Below are 21,897 nucleotides of genomic sequence, written 5' to 3'. Positions count from 1 at the left end.
TTATCTCCCCCGGTTATCAGCACATGAGCACCCACGCAGACAGCAAGCCCTGGACCGTTCCCGCCCTGGCCGAGGCCAAGCGCAATGGCCAGAAGCTGGTCATGTTGACCGCCTACGACGCAGGCTTCGCCCGCACGTTCGATGCCAATGGTGTCGACCTGATCCTGATCGGCGATTCGCTGGGCATGGTCGTGCAGGGCCATGATTCGACCCTGCCGGTGACCGTCGCCGACATGGTCTACCACACCCGTGCGGTCGCCCGCGTGCTGCAGCGCGCGCTGCTGATCGCCGACCTGCCGTTCGGTGCCGATGCCACCCCGGAGCGCGCGCTGGACGCGTCGCTGCAGCTGCTGCAGGCCGGTGCCGAGATGGTCAAGATCGAAGGCGCTGGCTTCAAGGTCGACATCATCCGCTACCTGGTCGAGCGTGAAATTCCGGTCTGCTCGCACCTGGGCCTGACCCCGCAGTCAGTGCTGCGCCTGGGGGGCTTCAAGATCCAGGGCCGTGGCGATGCCGCGCGCCAGCTGGTGGACGACGCCAAGGCCGTTGCCGAGGCGGGCGCCAGCATCATGGTGCTCGAATGCGTGCCGACGCCGGTTGCCGCTGCCGTCACCGCTGCCGTTCCCGTGCCGACCATCGGTATCGGTGCTGGCCCGCAGTGCGACGGCCAGGTGCTGGTACTGCACGACTTCCTCGGCCTGGACAGCGGCCACCGTCGTCCGAAGTTCGTCAAGGACTTCCTGGCCGAAGGTGGTTCGGTGGCCGGTGCCACCCGTGCCTACGCCGATGCCGTCCGCGATGGCAGCTTCCCCGACGAAGAGCACGCGTACGCCCAATGATCCAGACCTTCAACGAACTCGGTGCACTGCGCGTGCAGATCGCGCAGTGGAAGGGCGAGGGCCTGCGCGTGGCGCTGGTGCCGACCATGGGCAACCTGCACGGCGGGCACCATGCACTGGTCACCCTGGCAAAGCAGTATGCCGACAAGGTGGTGGCCAGCATCTTCGTCAACCCGACGCAGTTCGGGCCGAACGAGGATTTCAGCCGCTATCCGCGCACCCCCGAGGCTGATGTGTCCGGGCTGGAGCAGGTGGGCTGCGACGCGGTGTGGCTGCCCAGCGTCGAAGCGATGTACCCGCTGGGCGTGGACAAGACCACGCAGATGCATGCGCCCGGCGTCAGTGAAGTGCTGGAAGGCGCCAGCCGCCCAGGCCACTTCGATGGCGTCTGCACGGTGGTGGCGCGCCTGTTCCTGCAGGTGCAGCCGGACGTGGCCGTATTCGGCCGCAAGGACTACCAGCAGCTGGCAGTGATCAAGCAGATGGTGGCCGAGCTGTCGTTCCCGATCCAGATCGTCGGTGCCGAGATCGTGCGCGACGAGGATGGCCTGGCCAAGAGCTCGCGCAACCAGTACCTCAGCGCCGAGCAGCGCCCGGTGGCGACCACCCTTCACCGCACCCTGCTGGGCATGCGCGAGGGCTACGTGGCCGGGCAGGCACGTGAACGCATCGAGGCCGACGCCGTGGCTGCGCTGCAGGCGGCGGGCTTCCAGGTGGATTACGCGGTGCTGCGCACGCCGGAGCTGGCCGAACCGAGCTTCGATGGCGGCGGTCGGGTGGCCTTGATCGCTGCGCGCCTGGGCACCACCCGGTTGATCGACAACCTGGAGTTCTGAGTTCCGCCTGATGGGTAGCGCCGGGCCATGCCCGGCGGACCAAGGGCTGCTGCCGATGCGCTCGCCGGGCATGGCCCGGCGCTACCTGAACGGGTTGCCGGCCATGCTGCCCGGTGCCACGCGGGTGCTAGAATCCGCTCTTTCCTTTGCCGTTGCAGCGCCTCCATGCACCTGTCCCTGCTCAAGACCAAGATCCACCGCGCCACCGTCACCCATTCCGAGCTGAACTACGAAGGCTCGATCGCCATCGATGACAACCTGCTGGCTGCCACCGGCATCCGCGAATTCGAGCAGGTGCACATCTGGGACGTGACCAACGGTGCGCGCTTCTCGACCTACGCGATCCGCGCCGAAGCCGGCAGCGGCGTCGTCTCGCTCAATGGTGGCGCCGCGCGCCACGTGCAGGTCGGTGACATCATCATCATTGCCGCCTTCGCCAGCATGACCGAGCAGGAAGCGGACAGCTTCAAGCCGAAGCTGGTGTACGTGGATGGCAACAACCAGATCTCCCACACCAACGACACGATCCCGACCCAGGCCGCATGACAACGAACAACGGATTCGACTCGCTGCATTCCCACGCCCAGCGCCTGAAGGGCGCAAGCATTCCCAGCCTGCTCGCCGCCGAACCCGGCCGCGTACAGGATCTGGCGCTGCGGGTCGGTCCGTTGTATGTCAACTTCGCCCGGCAGAAATACGATGCCGCGGCGTTGCAGGCGCTGTTGGCGCTGGCTGCCGAACGTGATGTCGGCGGCGCTATCACGCGCCTGTTCCGTGGCGAGCAGGTCAACCTGACCGAAGGCCGCGCGGCGCTGCATAGCGCGCTTCGCGGTGATGTGGTTGACGCGCCGGTGGCGGCCGAGGCCTATGCCACCGCGCGCGGCATCCGCCAGCGCATGGGCGTGCTGGTGCGCGCACTGGAAGACAGTGGCGTGACCGACGTAGTCAGTGTCGGCATCGGTGGTTCCGATCTCGGTCCGCGTCTGGTGGCCGACGCACTGCGTCCGGTCAGTGGCGCACGCCTGCGCGTGCATTTCGTGTCGAACGTGGACGGCGCCGCCATGCAGCGCACGCTGGCCACGCTGGATCCGGCGAAGACCGCCGGCATCCTCATTTCCAAGACCTTCGGTACCCAGGAAACCCTGCTCAACGGGCAGATCCTGCATGACTGGCTGGGTGGCAGCGAGCGCCTGTACGCGGTCAGCGCCAACCCGGAGCGCGCCGCCAAGGCCTTCGCCATTGCCGCCGATCGCGTGCTGCCGATGTGGGACTGGGTGGGTGGCCGCTATTCGCTGTGGTCGGCCGTTGGTTTCCCGATCGCACTGGCCATCGGTTTCGAGCGTTTCGAGCAGCTGCTGGAAGGCGCCGCGCAGATGGACGCGCATGCGCTGGATGCGCCGCTGGAGCGCAACCTGCCGGTACTGCACGGCCTGACCGACATCTGGAACCGTAATCTGCTGGGCCATGCCACGCACGCGGTGATGACCTACGACCAGCGCCTGGCGCTGCTGCCGGCCTACCTGCAGCAGCTGGTGATGGAAAGCCTGGGCAAGCGCGTGCAGCGCGACGGCCAGCCGGTCAGCACCGACACCGTGCCGGTGTGGTGGGGTGGTGCAGGCACCGACGTGCAGCACAGCTTCTTCCAGGCCCTGCACCAGGGCACCAGCATCATTCCGGCCGATTTCATCGGCTGCGTGCACAATGATGATCCGTATACGGTCAACCATCAGGCATTGATGGCCAACCTGCTGGCGCAGACCGAAGCACTGGCCAACGGCCAGAGCAGCGACGATCCGCATCGTGACTACCCGGGCGGCCGTCCGAGCACGATGATCCTGCTCGACGCGCTCACCCCACAGGCACTGGGCGCATTGATCGCGATGTACGAGCACGCGGTGTACGTGCAGTCGGTGATCTGGAACATCAACGCCTTCGACCAGTTCGGTGTCGAGCTGGGCAAGCAGCTGGCCAGTGGCCTGCTGCCGGCGCTGCAGGGCGAGGATGTGGCGATTGCCGATCCGATGACCCGCGAGATCCTGGCGCAATTGAAGCGCTGAGGCTCTGGTAGTGCCGGCCGCTGGCCGGCATCAAGGTGATGTGTTCATGATGTTGCCGGCCAGCGGCCGGCACTACCGCGAAGGGTGTGCCGCGTTACCGGCTCGGATCGCGCTCCGGGCTCGGCCGCTTGGCCAGCTTGCGCTGCAGCGAACGCCGGTGCATGCCCAGCAACCGGGCCGCTGCCGACACATTACCGCCGGTTTCATGCATCGCCTGCTGGATGTGTTCCCACTGCAGGCGGCTGATCGGGGTCATCGCATCGGGCACTTCCATCTCGCCGTCATCGGCGGGGCCGTCGTCTTCCTCGCCCAGCGCGCGCAGGATCATCGGCACCGTCGAGGGCTTGGGCAGATAGTCGTCGGCGCCGAGCTTGATCGCCTCCACCGCGGTGGCGATGCTGGCATAGCCGGTCACCAGCAGGATGCGCATGTCTGCACGCAGCGCGCGCAGCGGCTGGATCAGGGCCAGGCCGGAATCGCTGCCCAGTTTCAGGTCGATCAACGCGAAGGCGGGCGGATGCTGGCGGGCCAGCATCAGCGCACTGGCCGCATCCTGTGCGGTCTGCGTCTCCAGCCCTTTGCGGGCCAAGCTGCGCTGCAGCGTGCGCAGGTAGAGTTCATCGTCGTCGACCAGCAGGCCAAGGGTAGAAGCAGTCATGGTCATTCCTCGCGGGGGGCCAACGGCAGGCGGAAGCCGACGCGGCTACCGGCCCCTTGGGCCGGGCGCATCCACATCTCGCCGTCCAGGCGTTCGATGGTGGCATGGGACAGGGCAAGGCCGACGCCCAGGCCTTCACTCTTGCTGCTGCCGAACAGCTTGCCCGGCAGCACTGCGGCGCGGGCATCGAAGCCATGGCCGTAGTCGCGTACTTCGCCGATCAGGTCGTCGCCTTCGATGCGCAGGCTGAGGTCGACGCGCGGCCGTCCGGCCTGTTCGCCGGCATCGGCAGCGTTGTTCAGCAGCACCATCAACAGGTGGCCGACGCCGGGGTCCAGCGGCAGGCGCAGCGGTGCGTCGTCGTTCCGGTGCAGGTCAATGGTCGGGCGCACCAGTCGCCATTGTTCCAGTACCTGCTGGGCCGTGGAGTGGGCGCGCCCGGGACGGTCGTTGGAGGCCGGTGCGGCCAGTGCCAGCACACGTTCACGGCACTGCACCAGCAGTTCGCGCAGGGTTTCCATGTCCTCGCGCACTTCCGGCTCTTCGCTGCGTTCGGCCACGTCGTCGGCAAGCAGGGTCATGGTCGCCAGCGGTGTGTTCAGTTCGTGCGCCACCGAGGCCGCATGCGTGGCCAGGGCGACGATGCCTTCGTTGCGCGCGAAGCGTTCGCGCAGGGCCGACAGTTCCAGCTCGCGTTCGCGCAGGGCGATCGCCAGCCGGGTGGAGAAGATCAGCACGACCGCAGCGGATAGCAGGAAGGTGGCGATCACGCCCCAGCGATTGAGGTCCAGTGCATTGAAGTAGCCCGTCGGCAGCGGTTGCCCGAACAGTCCGCTGGCGGCATAGCCCAGCAGGCAGGCGCTGGCCACGGCCAGGGCCCAGCGCAGGGGCAGGGCGAAGGCGGCCAGAGCGATCAGGATCAGGAACAGTGAGCCGAACGGATTGGCGATGCCGCCGCTCCAGCTGACCATCCAGGTGAGGATGATCACATCAACCAGGATGTGGCCGAAGGCGGTCAGTGGCGCGGTATCGGCCGGCTCCGGGCGCAGCTGCGTATACAGGTTGAACACGGCAAGCACAGCGACGCCCGACCACAGCGGCAGTTGCGGCAAGGGCAGTCCCAGCACCCAGGTGGCGACCAGGATGGTGGCTGCCTGGCCAGCCACGGCCAGCCAGCGCAGGCTGCACAGGGTTCTGAGAAACGGGGCGTCGGGACCGGTCATTCACGCCCATCGTATGCGTTCGCAGGGATGCCTGCCTGCGACAATCGGCCGCAGCCGGTCTGCCGCCTGAATGCGACACACCCGCAAGGTCTGGGCGAGCGTTAGAATGCCCGCATGCATGACGCCGTCACCCGCCCCACAGCCCCCTCCGATGCCACTGCCTGGCCCCGTCGCTTGACCCATTCGGTCCAGATCGGTGGAGTCACCGTGGGCGGTGGCAAGCCGGTGGTGGTGCAGTCGATGACCAACACCGACACCTCCGACGTGGCTTCGAGCGTGAAGCAGGTTGCCGAGCTCTGGCGCGCCGGCTCGGAAATGGTGCGCCTGACCGTCAATACCGTCGAAGCGGCCGCAGCGATCCCACGCATTGTCGACAAGCTGGCGATGATGGGCATCGACGTACCGCTGATCGGTGATTTCCATTACAACGGCCACCAGCTGCTGACGGCCGAACCGGCCTGTGCCGAAGCGCTGGCCAAGTACCGCATCAACCCGGGCAACGTGGGCTTCGGCAAGAAGAAGGACCTGCAGTTCGCCCAGCTGATCGAGTTTGCCATCCGCTACAACAAGCCGGTGCGCATCGGTGCCAACTGGGGCTCGCTGGACCAGGCCCTGGCGGCGAAGCTGATGGACGAGAACAACCACCGCGAACAACCCTGGGACGCCGGCCGCGTGCTGCGCGAGGCGCTGATCCGTTCGGCGCTGGATTCGGCAGAGCAGGCCGTGGACATCGGCCTGCCGCGCGATCGCATCATCCTTTCCGCAAAGGTGAGCGGCGTGCAGGAACTGATCGCGGTCTACCGCGACCTGGCCCAGCGTTCGGACTTCGCCCTGCATCTGGGCCTGACCGAAGCCGGCATCGGCAGCAAGGGTATCGTCGCTTCGGCGGCGGCGTTGAGCGTGCTGCTGCAGGAAGGCATCGGCGACACCATCCGCATTTCGCTGACGCCCGAACCGGGGCAGTCGCGCACGCAGGAGGTGATCGTCGCCCAGGAACTGCTGCAGACCACCGGCCAGCGCGCGTTCACGCCGCTGGTCACGGCGTGCCCGGGCTGCGGCCGTACCACCTCGGAGTTCTTCCAGGAGCTGGCGAAGGTGGTGCAGACCCATGTGCGCGAAAAGATGCCGATGTGGAAGATCCAGCATCCGGGCGCGGAGAACATGACCCTGGCGGTGATGGGCTGCGTGGTCAACGGGCCGGGTGAGTCGCGGCATGCCAACATCGGCATCTCGCTGCCGGGTACCGGTGAAGCACCGTCGGCACCGGTGTTTGTCGATGGCGAGAAGAAGGTGACCCTGCGTGGCGAGAACATCGCCCAGGAATTCGTCGCCCTGATCGATGATTACGTTGAACGCACCTATGTCCGAAGCGCCGGGTAAGCCGACGATCCTCGCTGCACCGGAGCCAGCCTCCGGTTTCCGCCACTGGATGGCGCGCAATGCCTGGCGGCTGCTGTTGCTGTTTGCCGGTGTGCTGCTGCCGTTGGCCGGATTCGTCGCCCTGGCCGACGAGGTGCACGAGTTCGAGTCCTTCCACTTCGACGCGCCGCTGCTGTGGCAGATGCACGGTCTGCATTCGCCGTGGCTGGACCGGATCTTCGTATTGCTGTCGAAGCTGGGGTACGAGTGGTTCCTGATCCCGGCCGACGTGCTGATTGTCGGCGCGCTGGCCTGGCACCGGCGCTGGCGCGAAGCGACCTTCGTGGCCGTGAGCTTCGTAGGGTCGGCGCTGCTGAACATGGGCAGCAAGCACTTCTTCCAGCGTGACCGCCCCAGCCTGTGGGAATCGATCGCGCCGGAATCCACGTTCAGTTTCCCCAGTGGCCACGCGATGGGCTCGATGACCCTGGCGGTCACCCTGGTGCTGCTGGCCTGGAATACCCGCTGGCGCTGGCCGGTACTGCTGCTGGCGCCAGCGTTCAGCCTGCTGGTGAGCGTTTCCCGGGTCTATCTGGGGGTGCACTACCCCTCGGACATCCTGGCCGGATGGTGTGCCGCGCTGGTTTGGGTGGTAGGGTGCTATCTGGTCATGTTCAGTCGCCGTCACCCATGGCGACGGCACGGTTCGCCGCCAGCGACGGCCAGCGAAGCGATCACGCAAGGGGAGTGACGTGGATGCCCTCCCAAGGGCGTCTACCTGAGGGACGGGTTGTTTCGTTGTAGTGGGTTCTGCAGGGCAAGGGACACGATCAATGCGTGAAGAATGTGATGCGCAAGGCAGAACGCCGGAATTGCGCAACATCCGCGCTTGCAGTGGTCAGGTGCTCCTGCCTAGGTTGACCCGTATTGGCCGCATTCGAAGAGGTACGTGAATGACGATTCGAGTCTACCTGGTGGATGACCACGCGTTGGTCCGCACCGGGATGAAGATGATACTGTCGAGTGACACCGACATTGAGGTGGTGGGCGAGGCCGAGACGGGCGAAGAAGCGCTGCCCGCGATCCGCCAGCTGCAACCGGACGTGGTGCTGTGCGATCTGCACCTGCCTGGTGTGAGCGGGATGGAAGTGACCGAGCGCATCGTGCGTGGTCACCGCAGCACGCGGGTGGTGATCGTGTCGGTGCTGGAAGATGGCCCGCTGCCCAAGCGCCTGCTCGAAGCGGGTGCCGCCGGCTACATCGGCAAAGGCTGTGATGCACAGGAACTGCTGCGCGCGGTGCGCGACGTCGCCGCCGGACGGCGTTACCTGGGCACGAGCATCGCGCAGAACCTGGCGCTGTCGACGGTGGAAGGCAACGGTTCGCCGTTCGACAACCTGTCGCCGCGCGAGCTTGAGGTGGCGCTGCTGCTGACCCAGGGCCTGCGCCAGGAAGACATCGCGCGGCGCCTGAGCCTGAGTGCGAAGACGGTGAACACGCACAAGGCGCGGTTGTTCGAGAAGATGGGGATCCACGACAACATCGCGTTGGCGCGGATGGCCAGCCAGTATGGGCTGGTGGATCCGGCACGGCCGCTGTAAGGGTTTCGGCCAACGGCTGAGCCCCTCGCGGTGTATCGCCGCTGACATCGGTGGCATGGCCGGGCAGGTTGGGTTCGCGGGGGACGCCGTGAACCCATCCATGGGGGCTTGGTCGCCGCATCCATGCGGCTCACACCCCCGCGAACCCAACCTGCCCGACCTTGGACAGTTTCCTGTGGCATCCACCGCGGAATGAAGAAGGAAGAGCGGGAGCGGGTCGCGCGCTCGGGATGCTGGCTTTTGTAGAGCCGAAGGTAGCGGCAGGAGCCGCTGCCAACGTCGCTTGCGACGGCCCAAAGGGTGCCGGTCAGGACGACCGGCATAGCCATGCTCGGCTGCTTTCCGGTCCGCTGGCGCGGAGCCGAGCGTGGGCTCGGCTCTACACCTGCATCGGACTCAGTGGCCGCGTACGCGCTTGACGATCTTCGCGGCCTGCGCCGCGCTTTCGCGCACCTTGTCCCACTGGCCCGCATCGATCCAGTTGCCCGGCACCATCCACGAGCCACCGATGCAGACCACGTTCTTCTGCTCCAGGTACTCGGCGGCGGTGTTCTCGGTGATGCCACCGGTCGGGCACAGCTTGAGGTCGGCAATCGGGCCAGCAACGCCCTTGATCATCGCCAGGCCGCCCACGGCTGTGGCCGGGAACAGCTTGCACACGCGGAAGCCGCGCGCGTAGAGCGACAGCAGCTCGGTCGGCGTGGCTGCACCCGGCACCACCGGCAGCGGAGCAGCGGCCAGCGCATCGGCCAGTACCGGCGGCGTACCCGGCGTCACCAGGAAATCCGCGCCCGCATCGATGGACTGCTGCATCTGCTCCACGGTCAGCACCGTGCCGGCACCGACCACCACATCCGGCAGCTCACGCTTGAGCATCGCCAGCGCTTCCATCGCTACCGGCGTCCGCAGCGTCAGCTCGATCGCCGGCAGACCACCTTCCAGCAACGCTGCACTGACCGCGCGTGCCTGGTCCAGCGTATGAATCGTCACCACCGGCAGGATGCCCGCCGCATGCAACAGCTCCGCCGCCCGCACCTGATGTTGTTCGATACCCATAGCTCTGCTTCTGCCTTTGCTTTCGAATTTGATTTTCAATGATCACTTCGCGGCATTGATGCGCCGGAGAGTGTCAGGAGGGCGCGATCAGCCCCAGACGGGACCGTGAGCGGCATGGATGCCGCGACCGAGCCCCCATGGATGGGTTTACGGCGTGTCCCGGCTGGGGCTGATCGCGCCCTCAGCCAGGAAATCTACCGCTGCGACAAACCCGCAACGCTCTTCAATCCCTCAGGCGTCCTTCGCCTCATGCGGCGCCGCCGCCGCCGCCGCATCGTGCCCCAGCTCATACTCCGCGTCGTAATCCCACGGCCCCCCATCAGCCGCCGCCGGGCCACACGAAATCGAGATCGCCCCCTGATCCGCCGGACCCACCACGCGTCGGTTGATCGCGAACAGGTTGCGGCCCAGGTCATTGGCGGCCGGTGCCGTATTCGGCGCATGCGCACGCGCGGCCCATTCGGCCGCATCCACCAGCACTTCAAGCGTGCCGGCCTCACCATCCAGGCGGATGATGTCGCCCTCGCGCACCTTGCCCAGCGGACCACCGCGTGCGGCTTCCGGCGTCACGTGGATGGCTGCCGGAATCTTGCCCGACGCGCCGGACAGGCGACCATCGGTGACCAGTGCCACGCGCCGGCCCTGGTTCTGCAGCAGACCCAGCAGCGGTGCCAGCGAATGCAGTTCGGGCATGCCGTTCGCACGTGGTCCCTGGTAACGCACCACCGCCACGAAATGCTCAGGCAGCAGGCCGCCGGCGTGCAGCTTGTTCAGCACCTGCGGCGCATCCACCACCACGGCTGGCGCTTCGATGGTGCGGTACTGCGGCTTCACCGCCGACAGCTTGATCAGTGACTTGCCCAGGTTGCCGCGCAGCAGGCGCAGGCCGCCCTGGCTCTCGAACGGATTGTCGACACCGCGTACCACTTCTTCATCGGCACTGCGTTCCAGGCCCGGCAGATAGACCAGCTTGCCCTCGCGCAGCTGCGGTTCGAGGGCGTAGTCGGCCATGCCGCCACGGGCCACGCTGACCAGATCGCCATGCATCAGGCCAGCCTTGATCAGCTCGCCGAACACGAACGCCGGGCCGCCCGCTGCAGCGAAGCGGTTCACGTCGGCTTCGCCGTTCGGATAGACGCGGGCCAGCAGCGGAATCAGCTGCGACAGCTCGTCGAAGTCGTCCCACGTCAGCACAATGCCGGCCGCACGCGCCACCGCGATCCAGTGGATGGTGTGGTTGGTCGAGCCACCGGTGGCCATCAGCGCGATGACCGCGTTGATGATCGCGCGCTCGTCGATGATCCGGCCCAGCGGGCGGAAGTCGTCGCCCAGCGCAGTGATGTCCAGCGCACGCTCGGTGGCTTCGCGGGTCAGCGCATCGCGCAGCGCGGTATCCGGGTTGACGAACGACGCGCCCGGCAGCTGCACACCCATCGCCTCCAGCAGCACCTGGTTGGAATTTGCGGTGCCGTAGAAGGTGCAGGTGCCCGCACCGTGATAGGAGGCCGATTCGGCTTCCAGCAGTTCTTCGCGGGTGGCTTCGCCGGCGGCGTAGCGCTCGCGCACTTCGGCCTTCTGCTTGTTGGGAATGCCCGGCGTCATCGGGCCGGCCGGCACGAACACGGCGGGTAGGTGGCCAAAGGCGAGGGCGCCGATCAGCAGGCCCGGAACGATCTTGTCGCACACACCGAGGTACACGGTGGTATCGAACATGTCGTGGCTGAGCCCGATCGCCGTGGCCTGCGCGATCACATCACGCGAAAACAGCGACAGCTCCATGCCGCCACGGCCCTGGGTGACGCCGTCGCACATCGCCGGCACCGCGCCGGCCACCTGTGCGGTCGCGCCGAGTTCACGGGCTACCGCGCGGATCTGTTCGGGATAGGTCTCGAACGGCTGGTGTGCCGACAGCATGTCGTTGTAGGCAGTGATGATGCCCAGATTGGCCGTCACGCCACCGCGCAGGCGGCTCTTGTCGGTGCCACCGCAGGCGGCGAAACCGTGGGCGAGATTGCCGCAGCTGAGGCGGCTGCGGAACGGGCCATCGCGCAGGGAGGCGTCGATTGCTGCCAGATAGGCGGCGCGCGAGGCGGCGCTGCGGCGGATGACGCGCTCAGTGATGGCTTGCAGTTGCGGATGGAGGCTCATTGGCTACCGGCGTTCGAGGTGGCGAGAGGCGGGCGGCGGCAGGCCGCCGCCACCGACATCAATCAGCCCAGTGGACGCGCAGGCGCGCGCCGTCCAGGTTGATCGCGTTGAGGATCGGATACTGCTGGGGGTCGTTGCTGTCCAATGCCTGGCGCAGCACCTGCAGCTTCTGCTTGCCGCGCAGCAGCAGCAGGCGCTGGCGGCACTGGCGGAGGCCGCGCGGAGTCAGGGTGATGCGCAGCGGCCACTGATTGGCACCGGGGCAGCCGGTGGCATCAAGCGCGGCATACGGCAAGGTGCTTTCAAGGGCGCGCTGCAGGTCGCGCGAGCCCGGGAACAACGACGCGGTGTGGCCGTCATTGCCCATGCCCAGTGCAACCAGGCTTGGTGCCTGGCTGTACTGGGCCTGCAGGTTGGCCGTGTAGACGCACTCGGGCAGCGGCTTGCCGATCCGCACCAGCGGATCGAAGTGCGCACCTTCGGCACGCGTGAGCAGGTTTTCGCGCACCAGCCATGCATTGCTGTCACGATCCTGCGGCGACAACCAGCGCTCGTCGGCCAGGCTTACTTCAACGCGGTCCCAATGCACGTCCAGCTCGGCCAGCGCCTGGTACACCGGTGCCGGCGTGGTGCCGCCGGACAACAGGATGCGTGCGCGGCCCAGCTCGTTGATGTCGTGGTTGATCGCCTGTGCCATTTCGGCAGCAACCGCTTCGATCCAGCCATCGGCATCGCCGTGGTTGATGAAATCGATACGGTCGTCGTGGAAAACGGGGGTCATGCGGCAACTCCTGGTGCGTCACGTTCGGCGTCGGCAGCATAGGCAGCGGCGCCCAGCAGTCCGGCGTGGGGATGCATCACGGCCAGCGACGGCACCCGTGCCATGATCGAAGAGAACCGGCCCTTGTGTTCGAAGCGCTGGCGGAAACCGGAGTGCTGCAATGAATCGAGCATCTTCGGAGTCAGCCCGCCGGTCAGGAACACGCCGTCCCAGGCGCCCTGGGTCAGCACCAGGTCACCGGCAATCGCGCCGAACACCGCGCAGAACACATCCACGGTACGCATCGCCTGTGGATCGCCGTGCAGGGCGCGAGCGGTCACGTCCACCGGCTGCAGTTGGCCCGGGTCGATACCCGCCATCTCGCAGATGGCGCGATGGATGTTGACCAGGCCGGGGCCGCAGATCAGTCGCTCGTTGGAGACGCGCCCGAACTGCTCGGACAGGATCTCCAGGATGCGGATCTCTTCCGGCGTTCCCGGCGGGAAGCTGACATGGCCGCCTTCGGTTTCCAGCGGGTAACAGCGGCCGTGGCGCAGGATCAGGCCGCCGACGCCCAGGCCGGTGCCCGGCCCGATCACTGCGTAATTGCGCGGCTGGCCCGGCTTGCCCGGAACCCAGGAGGCACCGCCGACCTGGACCACGTCATCGGGCTGCAGCAGCGAGATCGCCATCGCCTGCGCGGCGAAGTCGTTGATCAGGTGCAGTTCGTTGAAACCGAGCATCGCGGCCGTGCGGCTGCGCGAGATCACCCACGGATGGTTGGTGATGCGGGCTTCGTCACCATCGACACGACCGGCGACGGCGAACACGCCGCGGCTCGCGGTGGCGCCAATCTGTTCCAGATGGTGGCGTGCGGCATCACCCAGCGACGGGAACTCCGCCACTGCGTACTCGCGGATGCTCTCTTTCAGCAGCGGGGCGTCCTGCGAGGTGTCGGCCAGGGCGAAGCGGGCGTTGGTGCCGCCGATGTCGGCGACCAGCACGGGCTGGCTGCTGGCACTCATTCCGACGCTCCGCTGTCCGGTGCATCCACGCCCTGCGGCAGGAACTCGCCCGCATTGCTCGGGCCCCACTGGCCGGCGGGGTAGGGCTCCAGCGGCAGCTTGGCCTCCTTCCAGGCGTCGGCCACGCTGTCGATCCAAGCCCAGGCGGCGCGCACTTCGTCATCGCGCACGAACAGCGTGTGGTTGCCGTTGAAGGCATCCAGGAACAGGCGTTCGTAGGCGATGCGGCGGTGCAGGCCGGTCGGCACCGACAGCTCCAGCTCCAGCGGCTGCAGTTCCAGCGCGCCCCATTCCGGGCCGGCCAGGCTGCTCATCAGGCCCAGTTCGATGTTTTCCTGCGGCTGCAGCTGGAACACGAGGCGATTCGGTGCGGCCTGCGCGCGCTGCGGACGCTCGAACAACCAATGGGTGACCGGCTTGAGGGTCACCACCACGCGGGTGGTGCGCTCGGGCAGGCGCTTGCCGGTGACCAGGTGGAACGGCACGCCGCTCCAGCGCCAGTTGTCGATGTGCGCGGTGACACCGGCGAAGGTCTCCACGTCGCTGCCTTCCGGCGGCTGGTAGGCCTGTGCCGGCTGGCCGTTGATGCTGCCGGCGGTGTAGCGGCCGCGGATGCTGTCATGCGCGGCGTGCTTGGCATCAAGCGGACGCAGGGCGCGCAGCACCTTGACCTTCTCATCGCGGATGCGGTCGGCTTCCAGCGACGCCGGCGGCTCCATCGCCACCATGCACAGCAACTGCAGGATGTGGCTCTGCACCATATCGCGCAGGGCGCCGGAGCGCGCGTAGTAGGCATCGCGGCCATCCACGCCTTCGCTCTCGGCGACCAGGATGTGCACCGATTCGATGTAGTTACGGTTCCACACCGCTTCCAGCAGCGTATTGCCGAAACGCAGTGCGATCAGGTTCTGCACCGCCGCCTTGCCCAGGTAGTGATCGAGGCGGAACACGCGGTCTTCGTCGATCCACTGGCCGATGGTGGTGATGATCTCCTCGGCGCTTTCACTGTCGCTGCCGATCGGCTTCTCCAGCATCAGGCGCGCGGGTGCGGCCAGCGCGCCACCCTTGGCCAGGCCTTCGCAGGTGGAGATGTACAGGCCCGGCGGGATCGCCAGGTAGCTCACGCAGCGGCGGTCGACCAGGTCGGACACGGCAGCGGCCACCGAGTCGACGTCGCGCAGGTCCACCGAGCGGTAGTCGATGCGACGCAGCAGCGAGGCGATGTCCTCCTGACTGGCCATTGGCATGGCCTGCTGCAGTCGCGGGCGCAGGATGTCATGGAAGGCTTCGGTGTCGTGGCCGGACAGGGCCAGCGCACGGATGCGGAAATCCTCCGGTAGCAGGCCGTCGCCGAGCAGGCGCAGCAGCGAAGGGAACAGGTAGCGCTGGGCCAGATCACCTGTGGCACCAAACAGGAAGAGTGTGTCGTGCATCGCTCGAGTTTCAGATCCGGGTGACATCGTTGTCAATCGCTTCATGGCTGGGTTCGGGGGACATCCGCGCAACTGCCTGTCCGAGGCTCATCTGGACCGGCTTTCCGGGTTGCCGGAGTACCGTTCCAATCGAAACCACTACAGCGGCAACCCTTCGTTCGGTCGACGATGCAGGTCGGCGCGCACCGACTGTCGGATAGTGCCACGTGAAAACGTTTACATGGCAGAATGGGCAACTGTATTCGATTGCAGTGGTCGCCGTCATGCGGCAACCGCGCAATCATCACTGCCATCGGGAGGGCCGAGGCAGTCCCAAAAGACAGCCCGGCGTCGGGCGGACTGGATGAGTGAAATGGCAAAAGTGCAGTTGCAGGGTGTGCGCAAGGTCTACGACAACGGCCAGGTCGCGGTGAAGGACGCCACCTTCGAGGTCGCCGACGGCGAGCTGATGGTGCTGGTCGGCCCGTCGGGGTGTGGCAAATCGACCCTGCTGCGGATGGTGGCCGGGCTGGAAGAGATCAGTGGCGGCACGTTGACCATCGGTGATCGCGTGGTCAACGACGTGGCACCGAAGGATCGCGACATCGCGATGGTGTTCCAGAGTTACGCGCTGTACCCGCACATGACCGTGGCCGAGAACCTGGCCTTTGGCCTGAAGCTGCGCGGCCATGACAAGGCCACCATCGACAAGCGCATCAGCGAAGCCGCGCAGACGCTGGGCCTGACCGACATGATGGACAAGCTGCCCAAGGCGATGTCCGGCGGCCAGCGCCAGCGTGTTGCACTCGGCCGCGCGCTGGTGCGCGAGCCGGCGGTGTTCCTGCTCGATGAGCCGCTGTCCAACCTCGATGCCAAGCTGCGGCACAGCGTGCGCACCGAGATCGCGCAGCTGCACCGCAAGCTGGGCACCACCATGATCTACGTGACCCACGACCAGGTCGAGGCGATGACCCTGGGCCAGCGCATCGTGGTGCTGAAGGACGGCATCATCCAGCAGATCGATACGCCGATGGCGCTGTACGACCGTCCGGCCAACCTGTTCGTGGCCGGTTTCCTCGGCAGCCCGGCGATGAACGTGCTGCGCGGCACGCTGCAGGGCGACGCCGGTGGCGTGACCGTGGTCGATGGCGCGTGGCAGGCGCCGCTGGGGCAGGCGACGATCGATCCGGCATGGCTGCAGAAGCCGATTGCGGTGGGCGTGCGTCCCGAACACCTGCAACCGGCAGGCAGTGAAGACACGCATGCGTTCACCGCGCGCATCGAAGGCATCGAGCCGGTCGGAAACGAGATCTTCGTCAACATGAGCAGCGGCCAGCACGCGCTGACCATGCGCGTGGCGCCGCAGGCGCTGCCGGGCGTGGGCGAGGACATCCGGGTGGCGATCCACCCGCAGGGCCTGCATTTCTTCAACCCGGAAACCGGCGAGCGCCTGTAACCGGTGGTGCCGGCCAGCGGCCGGTACTACCTTTCCTTCGCCGAACGCGTGCGGACCAACGGTCCGCACCCACCGGGTTCAGTAGATCCACGCCACGCGTGGATGACGTGCCGGATCGGTTCCTCAGCGCGCCAACCCATCCAGCAATGGAATCCGCTGCGCGGGCGCATCACCCACCTGTAGTTCGCTGTCGCCGGTCTCCAGCGGCAGCACCGCCAGCGCCAGATCCCCTGCCACGCTGGCCAGGGTGCCGAGCGCGGCGCCGTCCTGCTGCACGCCATCGCCGGCCTGCGCCGGTGCGCCGGTATGCAGCAGCTGCACCGCGCGCTTGGCCTTGCCGAGGAAATGGGTGCGCGCGACGATCTCCTGGCCGGGATAGCAGCCCTTCTTCACGCTGTAGCCATTGAGCCGGTCCAGGCCCAGCTGCTGCGGGGTCCACACCTCGCGCTGGCTTTCTTCCAGTCGCGGCAGGCCAAAGCGCAGGTCGGCCTGGCGCCAGGCCAGAGCGAAGGCTGCATCCTCGGCTTCGTCGCTCGCCGGGAAGGCCTCGACCGGGCCGATGCGCAGCGTGCGGGGCAGTGCATCGCTGCCCAGGTCCAGTTCCCAGCCCTGGCTGCCGGCCTGCGCGATGGCCGCGCCGGTGGCCGCTTCCGGCGCAGTGAAGGCCCCGGCCGCAGTCAGGTCTGCATGGACCTGCAGTTTCACTTTGCGGCGGAACACGAAGCGCTGCAGTTGCGACGCAATCGCATCGGCATCGCCATCGGCCAGCACCAGCAGCACATGGTCATCGGCCAGCCGCAGCAGCTGGAACACCGCCAGGGTGCGGCCTTTGGCGCTCAGCCACGCGCTCCACTGCCAGTGCAGCAGGGGCAGGGCGGTCACATCGCTGCTGAACTGCGCATGGGCAAAAGCCACCGCATCCACGCCCTGCAGGCTCAGCAATTGATGGCCGGGCAGGCGCGGATATGCGACGAAAGCAGGGGGAAGGTTGTCAGGCACGTGAACGAGGTCTAAAATTTGTGCGTTGCGAGACCGATCATGATAGGCCAAACAACCCCCACTCCCGACGCCGAAGCTGAAGCCCCGCTGGTTCCCCCGGTCCCTGTGCCCGTGGAACAACCAGAGGTGGAAGAGGAATTCGGTGGCCGCGGCGGACTCGATCCGGTGCGGTATGGCGATTGGGAAAAAAACGGACGCTGCATCGATTTTTGATCAGCATTGAGCCAACGCGGCCTTATGCCGCCCAGCCGAGACAACGAGCCCAGCGAATGGCGACCAGACAACGTCCCCTTTCTCCGCACCTTCAGGTGTATCGCTGGCAGATTCAGATGGCCACCTCGATCCTGCATCGAGCCACTGGCGTCTTTCTGTCTGTTGGTGCCCTCATCATCGCCGGAGGCCTGTTGGCTCTGATGATGGGGCCCGAATCCTGGAACTGCTTCACCGGCCATGCCGGGGCCTGGTATGGCCGCGTGTTCCTGTTCGCGTGGACATGGTCGTTCGCCTATCACCTGTGCAATGGCATCCGCCACATCGTGCAGGACTTCGCGATCGGATTCCGCATTGCCACCTTCATCCGCAGCAGCTGGATGTCGGTGATCGGCAGCCTGCTGATCACCCTGGCGGTGTGGGCCTATGTGATGTTCGGAGGTGCCGCGTGAGCAAGTTCCGTACCCCGTTGAAGGGCGTGCGCGGTCTCGGTTCGGCCAAGACCGGCACCGAGCACTTCGTGCATCAGCGCCTGACCGCCGCCGCGCTGGTGGTGCTGGGCATCTGGTTCCTGGTGTTCGTGCTGGGCCTGCTGGGCTCGGATTACGTGACCGCCACGGCCGCGATCGCCAAGCCGTGGAACGCCGTTCCGCTGATCGGCCTGCTGATTGCCATGTTCTGGCACGCCCAGCTCGGCCTGCAGGTCGTGCTGGAGGACTACATCCACGAATCGCTGCTGGCCCTGGTGCTGCAGACCGCGGTGAAGTTCGTCGCCGTGCTCGGCATGATCGTCAGTGTGTTTGCGGTGGGCCGCATCGCCCTCGGCGTTGCCTGAGCCCAGGCGCCAAGACAGGAATCCAGACTAGATGTCCGCTTACAAGATTACCGAACACAAGTACGACATGGTCGTGGTGGGCGCCGGCGGCGCCGGCCTGCGTGCCACGTTCGGCCTGGCCGCCAAGGGCCTGCAGACCGTGTGCCTGACCAAGGTCTTCCCGACCCGGTCGCACACCGTCGCCGCCCAGGGTGGTATCTCCGCTGCGCTCGGCAACATGGGCGAGGACGACTGGCGTTACCACTTCTTCGACACCATCAAGGGTTCGGATTGGCTGGGCGACCAGGACGCCATCGAGTACATGTGCCGCGAAGCGATTCCGGCGATCATCGAACTCGAGCACTACGGCGTGCCGTTCAGTCGCACCGCCGAAGGCAAGATCTACCAGCGTCCGTTCGGTGGCATGACCACCCAGTACGGCGAAGGCCCGGCGGCGCAGCGTACCTGCGCGGCGGCCGACCGTACCGGCCACGCGATGCTGCACACCCTGTACCAGCAGTCGCTGAAGCACGACGCTCGTTTCATGATCGAGTACTTCGCGCTCGACCTGATCTTCGATGACGAAGGTGCCTGCCGCGGCGTACTGGCGTTGGACATGTCCGACGGCACGCTGCACCTGTTCCGCGCCCAGGGCGTGGTGCTGGCCACTGGCGGCTACGGCCGCGCCTACTTCAGCGCCACCTCGGCGCACACCTGCACCGGCGACGGTGGCGGCCTGGCCATGCGCGCCGGCATCGCCATGCAGGACATGGAGTTCGTGCAGTTCCATCCGACCGGCATCTACGGCGCCGGCTGCCTGATCACCGAGGGTGTCCGCGGTGAAGGTGGCATCCTGCGCAACAGCAGCGGCGAGCGCTTCATGGAGCGCTACGCACCGCACTACAAGGATCTGGCTTCGCGTGACGTGGTCAGCCGTTCGATGACCATCGAGATCCGTGAAGGCCGCGGCGTTGGCGAGCACAAGGACCACATCCTGCTCGACCTGACCCACCTCGGCCCGGGCGTGATCGACGACAAGCTGCCGGGCATCGCCGAAAGCGCCCGCATCTTCGCTGGCGTCGACGTGCACAAGCAGCCGATCCCGGTGATCCCGACCGTGCACTACAACATGGGCGGCATTCCGACCAACTACCACGGTGAAGTGGTGCGCAAGGACGGCGAGAACCCCGATGCGGTCGTGCCGGGCCTGTACGCCATCGGCGAAGCGGCCTGCGTTTCGGTGCACGGTGCCAACCGCCTGGGCTCGAACTCGCTGCTGGACCTGGTGGTGTTCGGCCGTGCGGTGGCCAATCGTTGCGCAGCGACGATCACCCCGGGCGCGGCGCACAAGACCCTGCCGGCAGACGCCTGCGACAAGGCGCTGGGCTTGCTGGACAAGCTGCGCCACGCCAACGGCGATACCCCGACTTCGGTCATCCGCGATCGCATGCAGCGCACCATGCAGGCCGACGCGGCGGTCTTCCGTACCAGCCAGACGCTGAAGGAAGGCTGCGAGAAGATGGACAAGATCTTCGACTCGTTCCAGGACGTGAAGGTCTCCGACCGTTCGCTGGTGTGGAACTCGGACCTGATCGAGACCTACGAGCTGAACAACCTGCTGCTGAACGCGGTGGCGACGATCAACTCGGCCGAGCAGCGCAAGGAAAGCCGCGGCGCACATGCGCACGAGGACTTCCCGGACCGCGACGACGTCAATTGGCAGAAGCACACCCTGGTCAGCGTGGACGAGAAGGGCAAGTGCAGCTTCGACTACCGTCCGGTGCACATGTACACGTTGACTGATGACGTGTCCGTGGTGCCGCCGAAGCCGCGCGTGTACTGATCCGACCCCGCCTAACATGCAATCCGCGCCCTCGGGCGCGGGCCGCCTGAGCCAACGAGAGCAGCCATGGCCGAGTTTTCACTCCCCAAGAATTCCAAGATCACGAAGGGCAAGCACTTCCCCGCCAAGACCGGCGGCAAGAACGTGCGCACCTTCAAGATCTACCGCTGGAGTCCGGACGACGACAGCAATCCGCGCACCGACACCTATGACGTCGATCTGGACGCCTGCGGCCCGATGGTTCTGGACGCGCTGATCAAGATCAAGAACGAGATCGATCCGACCCTGACCTTCCGCCGCTCGTGCCGCGAAGGTATCTGTGGTTCGTGCGCGATGAACATCGACGGCACCAACACCCTGGCCTGCACCCGAGCCATCTCGGACTGCGGCAAGAAGGAAGTGCCGATCTACCCGCTGCCGCACATGAACGTGGTCAAGGATCTGGTTCCGGACCTGACCCACTTCTACGCGCAGTACGCCTCGATCAAGCCGTGGATCCGCACCCAGACCCCGGCACCGCCGGACCGTGAGCGCCTGCAGTCGCCGGAAGACCGCAAGAAGCTCGATGGCCTGTACGAGTGCATCCTGTGCGCGTGCTGCTCGACCAGCTGCCCGAGCTACTGGTGGAACGGCGAGCGTTACCTGGGCCCGGCGATCCTGCTGCAGGCCTACCGCTGGATCATCGACTCGCGCGATGAGGACACCGGTGCGCGCCTGGACGATCTGGAAGATCCGTTCAAGCTGTACCGCTGCCACACCATCATGAACTGCGCCCGGACCTGCCCGAAGGGCCTGAACCCGGCGCTGGCGATCGCCGAGATCAAGAAGCTGATGATGGAACGCCGCGCCTGATACGGCCTGGCTGTACCCGGTAGAGCCACGCCACGCGTGGCTGCACCTCCCAGCAGAGCCACGCCATGCGTGGCTTTGCTGTATCTGGAGAGACACGATGGAAGAAGATGTTCTGCTGAAGAAGCTGCGCTGGCGCTGCCGGCGTGGCATGCGCGAACTGGACCAGCTGTTCGGGCGCTACCTGGACCGCGAATGGAGCAGTGCGCCGACCGAAGAGCGCGAGGTTTTCCTGTTCCTGCTCGATTGCGAAGACGATAAGTTGTGGCGCTGGTTCATGGGCTACGAGGCCTGCCCACATGCGCACGCCATCCCTCTCATGCAAAAGATCCTCGCCCTCAAGCCTTGAGTGGCGCCCATCGCGGCTGCAGGCCGGCGCTCAGCTGGCTGTGCTGCTGGCCGCGCCGTGGCTGCTGCGCGCTTCGGATCTGCCGTCGGCGCACCTGGTTCCCGTGCTGGTCGGGATCTGGGGGCTCGGCCTGGCCGAGCTGGCTTGGCGCCTGCGGCGGCCCCGCGTGAAGGTGCAGCTGCCGCCCCCACCGGAGCCATTGCGCGTGGGCGGGCAGGACATCCCCGCGCCGCGACTGGTGGTGCGGGGGCCTTGGCTGATGCTGCAGTGGCGTGAGGGCTGGCACCGACGACGGCTGTTGTTCTGGCCGGATGTGCTTGATCGTGGGCAGCGACGTGAACTGCGACTGGCCGTATCCGCACGCGCCGTTTCCCGTAGGCCCCGGTCGGTGGCACCATAGGCT

22 protein-coding genes are annotated in these 21,897 nt (G+C 66.5%); 14 read left to right on the top strand and 8 right to left on the bottom strand.

Annotated elements, in window-relative coordinates; genetic code table 11:
- Positions 1–23: 23 nt before the first annotated feature.
- From panB to pgi, 4 genes are all read left to right on the top strand, one after another.
- A complete protein-coding gene (gene panB, locus HUT07_RS11540; RefSeq protein ID WP_025878796.1) occupies positions 24–839 on the top strand; it encodes a 3-methyl-2-oxobutanoate hydroxymethyltransferase in 816 nt (271 codons plus the stop codon).
- Positions 836–1,675, top strand: coding sequence for a pantoate--beta-alanine ligase (gene panC / locus HUT07_RS11535; protein ID WP_176021058.1), 840 nt, complete (start codon positions 836–838; stop codon positions 1,673–1,675). Before panB ends, panC begins: the two co-directional genes overlap by 4 nt.
- A 165-nt stretch (positions 1,676–1,840) precedes the next feature.
- Entirely contained in the window at positions 1,841–2,221 is a 381-nt protein-coding gene (gene panD / locus HUT07_RS11530; RefSeq protein ID WP_004153087.1) for an aspartate 1-decarboxylase, read from the top strand.
- Positions 2,218–3,732 (top strand): glucose-6-phosphate isomerase, encoded by a 1,515-nt coding sequence (pgi, locus tag HUT07_RS11525; protein WP_176021057.1) that lies wholly within the window; start codon positions 2,218–2,220, stop codon positions 3,730–3,732. The genes panD and pgi overlap by 4 nt, the downstream gene beginning before the upstream one ends.
- A gap of 94 nt (positions 3,733–3,826) precedes the next feature.
- Here the strand turns inward: pgi and HUT07_RS11520 are convergent, their stop codons facing one another.
- Both HUT07_RS11520 and HUT07_RS11515 read right to left on the bottom strand, forming a co-directional pair.
- Positions 3,827–4,396: a response regulator transcription factor gene (locus HUT07_RS11520; RefSeq protein ID WP_176021056.1), complete on the bottom strand. Its 570-nt coding sequence runs from the start codon at positions 4,394–4,396 to the stop codon at positions 3,827–3,829.
- On the bottom strand, positions 4,393–5,613 hold the full coding sequence (locus HUT07_RS11515) for an ATP-binding protein (protein WP_176021055.1): 1,221 nt from the start codon (positions 5,611–5,613) through the stop codon (positions 4,393–4,395). The genes HUT07_RS11520 and HUT07_RS11515 overlap by 4 nt, the downstream gene beginning before the upstream one ends.
- Positions 5,614–5,727: 114 nt before the next feature.
- Here HUT07_RS11515 and ispG point away from each other — a divergent pair, with 114 nt between their 5' ends.
- From ispG to HUT07_RS11500, 3 genes are all read left to right on the top strand, one after another.
- Positions 5,728–6,993 carry a flavodoxin-dependent (E)-4-hydroxy-3-methylbut-2-enyl-diphosphate synthase gene (gene ispG, locus HUT07_RS11510; RefSeq protein ID WP_176021054.1) on the top strand — a complete coding sequence of 422 codons (1,266 nt, stop codon included), beginning with the start codon at positions 5,728–5,730 and terminating at the stop codon, positions 6,991–6,993.
- The gene (locus HUT07_RS11505; RefSeq protein WP_176021053.1) at positions 6,974–7,723 is read left to right on the top strand and encodes a phosphatase PAP2 family protein; all 750 of its coding nucleotides are present in this window, start codon (positions 6,974–6,976) and stop codon (positions 7,721–7,723) included. Before ispG ends, HUT07_RS11505 begins: the two co-directional genes overlap by 20 nt.
- A 202-nt stretch (positions 7,724–7,925) precedes the next feature.
- A complete protein-coding gene (locus HUT07_RS11500) occupies positions 7,926–8,573 on the top strand; it encodes a response regulator (RefSeq protein WP_176021052.1) in 648 nt (215 codons plus the stop codon).
- A 396-nt stretch (positions 8,574–8,969) separates the two neighbouring features.
- On the opposite strand, the gene HUT07_RS11495 is transcribed toward HUT07_RS11500, so the two are convergent.
- The 5 genes from HUT07_RS11495 to zwf form a co-directional block, all read right to left on the bottom strand.
- A complete protein-coding gene (locus HUT07_RS11495; RefSeq protein WP_099820140.1) occupies positions 8,970–9,629 on the bottom strand; it encodes a bifunctional 4-hydroxy-2-oxoglutarate aldolase/2-dehydro-3-deoxy-phosphogluconate aldolase in 660 nt (219 codons plus the stop codon).
- Positions 9,630–9,860: 231 nt separating this feature from the next.
- The gene (edd, locus tag HUT07_RS11490) at positions 9,861–11,777 is read right to left on the bottom strand and encodes a phosphogluconate dehydratase (RefSeq protein WP_176021051.1); all 1,917 of its coding nucleotides are present in this window, start codon (positions 11,775–11,777) and stop codon (positions 9,861–9,863) included.
- 58 nt (positions 11,778–11,835) lie between these two features.
- Entirely contained in the window at positions 11,836–12,558 is a 723-nt protein-coding gene (gene pgl, locus HUT07_RS11485) for a 6-phosphogluconolactonase (protein ID WP_176021050.1), read from the bottom strand.
- On the bottom strand, positions 12,555–13,562 hold the full coding sequence (gene glk / locus HUT07_RS11480; protein WP_176021049.1) for a glucokinase: 1,008 nt from the start codon (positions 13,560–13,562) through the stop codon (positions 12,555–12,557). Before glk ends, pgl begins: the two co-directional genes overlap by 4 nt.
- Positions 13,559–14,995, bottom strand: coding sequence for a glucose-6-phosphate dehydrogenase (zwf, locus tag HUT07_RS11475; RefSeq protein ID WP_176021048.1), 1,437 nt, complete (start codon positions 14,993–14,995; stop codon positions 13,559–13,561). The genes glk and zwf overlap by 4 nt, the downstream gene beginning before the upstream one ends.
- Before the next feature lie 352 nt (positions 14,996–15,347).
- Between zwf and ugpC the strand changes: the two genes are divergently transcribed.
- On the top strand, positions 15,348–16,430 hold the full coding sequence (gene ugpC / locus HUT07_RS11470; protein WP_176021047.1) for a sn-glycerol-3-phosphate ABC transporter ATP-binding protein UgpC: 1,083 nt from the start codon (positions 15,348–15,350) through the stop codon (positions 16,428–16,430).
- Between the two features lie 123 nt (positions 16,431–16,553).
- On the opposite strand, the gene HUT07_RS11465 is transcribed toward ugpC, so the two are convergent.
- On the bottom strand, positions 16,554–17,429 hold the full coding sequence (locus HUT07_RS11465; RefSeq protein ID WP_176021046.1) for a folate-binding protein YgfZ: 876 nt from the start codon (positions 17,427–17,429) through the stop codon (positions 16,554–16,556).
- 269 nt (positions 17,430–17,698) lie between these two features.
- Here HUT07_RS11465 and sdhC point away from each other — a divergent pair, with 269 nt between their 5' ends.
- The 6 genes from sdhC (at position 17,699) to HUT07_RS20530 (ending at position 21,894) form a co-directional block, all read left to right on the top strand.
- On the top strand, positions 17,699–18,091 hold the full coding sequence (gene sdhC / locus HUT07_RS11455; protein WP_089240360.1) for a succinate dehydrogenase, cytochrome b556 subunit: 393 nt from the start codon (positions 17,699–17,701) through the stop codon (positions 18,089–18,091).
- A complete protein-coding gene (gene sdhD, locus HUT07_RS11450; RefSeq protein WP_025878813.1) occupies positions 18,088–18,474 on the top strand; it encodes a succinate dehydrogenase, hydrophobic membrane anchor protein in 387 nt (128 codons plus the stop codon). Before sdhC ends, sdhD begins: the two co-directional genes overlap by 4 nt.
- Before the next feature lie 31 nt (positions 18,475–18,505).
- On the top strand, positions 18,506–20,296 hold the full coding sequence (gene sdhA / locus HUT07_RS11445; RefSeq protein ID WP_025878814.1) for a succinate dehydrogenase flavoprotein subunit: 1,791 nt from the start codon (positions 18,506–18,508) through the stop codon (positions 20,294–20,296).
- Positions 20,297–20,362: 66 nt separating this feature from the next.
- Entirely contained in the window at positions 20,363–21,148 is a 786-nt protein-coding gene (locus HUT07_RS11440; RefSeq protein ID WP_025878815.1) for a succinate dehydrogenase iron-sulfur subunit, read from the top strand.
- Between the two features lie 97 nt (positions 21,149–21,245).
- A complete protein-coding gene (locus HUT07_RS11435) occupies positions 21,246–21,494 on the top strand; it encodes a succinate dehydrogenase assembly factor 2 (RefSeq protein ID WP_176021045.1) in 249 nt (82 codons plus the stop codon).
- Positions 21,445–21,894, top strand: coding sequence for a hypothetical protein (locus tag HUT07_RS20530; protein ID WP_343203032.1), 450 nt, complete (start codon positions 21,445–21,447; stop codon positions 21,892–21,894). The genes HUT07_RS11435 and HUT07_RS20530 overlap by 50 nt, the downstream gene beginning before the upstream one ends.
- Positions 21,895–21,897: the final 3 nt, after the last annotated feature.

Source organism: Stenotrophomonas sp. NA06056 (assembly GCF_013364355.1).
In the GTDB taxonomy this organism is placed as follows: Bacteria; Pseudomonadota; Gammaproteobacteria; order Xanthomonadales; family Xanthomonadaceae; genus Stenotrophomonas.
This window is presented reverse-complemented; position numbering and strand designations above follow the sequence as displayed.

What these genes read in the sequence shown, in the direction of transcription:
- panB (WP_025878796.1), top strand. Translation starts at nt 24, where the DNA reads ATGAGCACCCACGCAGACAGCAAGCCCTGGACCGTTCCCGCCCTGGCC.
- panC (WP_176021058.1), top strand. Translation starts at nt 836, where the DNA reads ATGATCCAGACCTTCAACGAACTCGGTGCACTGCGCGTGCAGATCGCG.
- panD (WP_004153087.1), top strand. Translation starts at nt 1,841, where the DNA reads ATGCACCTGTCCCTGCTCAAGACCAAGATCCACCGCGCCACCGTCACC.
- pgi (WP_176021057.1), top strand. Translation starts at nt 2,218, where the DNA reads ATGACAACGAACAACGGATTCGACTCGCTGCATTCCCACGCCCAGCGC.
- HUT07_RS11520 (WP_176021056.1), bottom strand. Translation starts at nt 4,396, where the DNA reads ATGACCATGACTGCTTCTACCCTTGGCCTGCTGGTCGACGACGATGAA.
- HUT07_RS11515 (WP_176021055.1), bottom strand. Translation starts at nt 5,613, where the DNA reads ATGACCGGTCCCGACGCCCCGTTTCTCAGAACCCTGTGCAGCCTGCGC.
- ispG (WP_176021054.1), top strand. Translation starts at nt 5,728, where the DNA reads ATGCATGACGCCGTCACCCGCCCCACAGCCCCCTCCGATGCCACTGCC.
- HUT07_RS11505 (WP_176021053.1), top strand. Translation starts at nt 6,974, where the DNA reads ATGTCCGAAGCGCCGGGTAAGCCGACGATCCTCGCTGCACCGGAGCCA.
- HUT07_RS11500 (WP_176021052.1), top strand. Translation starts at nt 7,926, where the DNA reads ATGACGATTCGAGTCTACCTGGTGGATGACCACGCGTTGGTCCGCACC.
- HUT07_RS11495 (WP_099820140.1), bottom strand. Translation starts at nt 9,629, where the DNA reads ATGGGTATCGAACAACATCAGGTGCGGGCGGCGGAGCTGTTGCATGCG.
- edd (WP_176021051.1), bottom strand. Translation starts at nt 11,777, where the DNA reads ATGAGCCTCCATCCGCAACTGCAAGCCATCACTGAGCGCGTCATCCGC.
- pgl (WP_176021050.1), bottom strand. Translation starts at nt 12,558, where the DNA reads ATGACCCCCGTTTTCCACGACGACCGTATCGATTTCATCAACCACGGC.
- glk (WP_176021049.1), bottom strand. Translation starts at nt 13,562, where the DNA reads ATGAGTGCCAGCAGCCAGCCCGTGCTGGTCGCCGACATCGGCGGCACC.
- zwf (WP_176021048.1), bottom strand. Translation starts at nt 14,995, where the DNA reads ATGCACGACACACTCTTCCTGTTTGGTGCCACAGGTGATCTGGCCCAG.
- ugpC (WP_176021047.1), top strand. Translation starts at nt 15,348, where the DNA reads ATGGCAAAAGTGCAGTTGCAGGGTGTGCGCAAGGTCTACGACAACGGC.
- sdhC (WP_089240360.1), top strand. Translation starts at nt 17,699, where the DNA reads ATGGCGACCAGACAACGTCCCCTTTCTCCGCACCTTCAGGTGTATCGC.
- sdhA (WP_025878814.1), top strand. Translation starts at nt 18,506, where the DNA reads ATGTCCGCTTACAAGATTACCGAACACAAGTACGACATGGTCGTGGTG.
- HUT07_RS11440 (WP_025878815.1), top strand. Translation starts at nt 20,363, where the DNA reads ATGGCCGAGTTTTCACTCCCCAAGAATTCCAAGATCACGAAGGGCAAG.
- HUT07_RS11435 (WP_176021045.1), top strand. Translation starts at nt 21,246, where the DNA reads ATGGAAGAAGATGTTCTGCTGAAGAAGCTGCGCTGGCGCTGCCGGCGT.
- HUT07_RS20530 (WP_343203032.1), top strand. Translation starts at nt 21,445, where the DNA reads ATGCGCACGCCATCCCTCTCATGCAAAAGATCCTCGCCCTCAAGCCTT.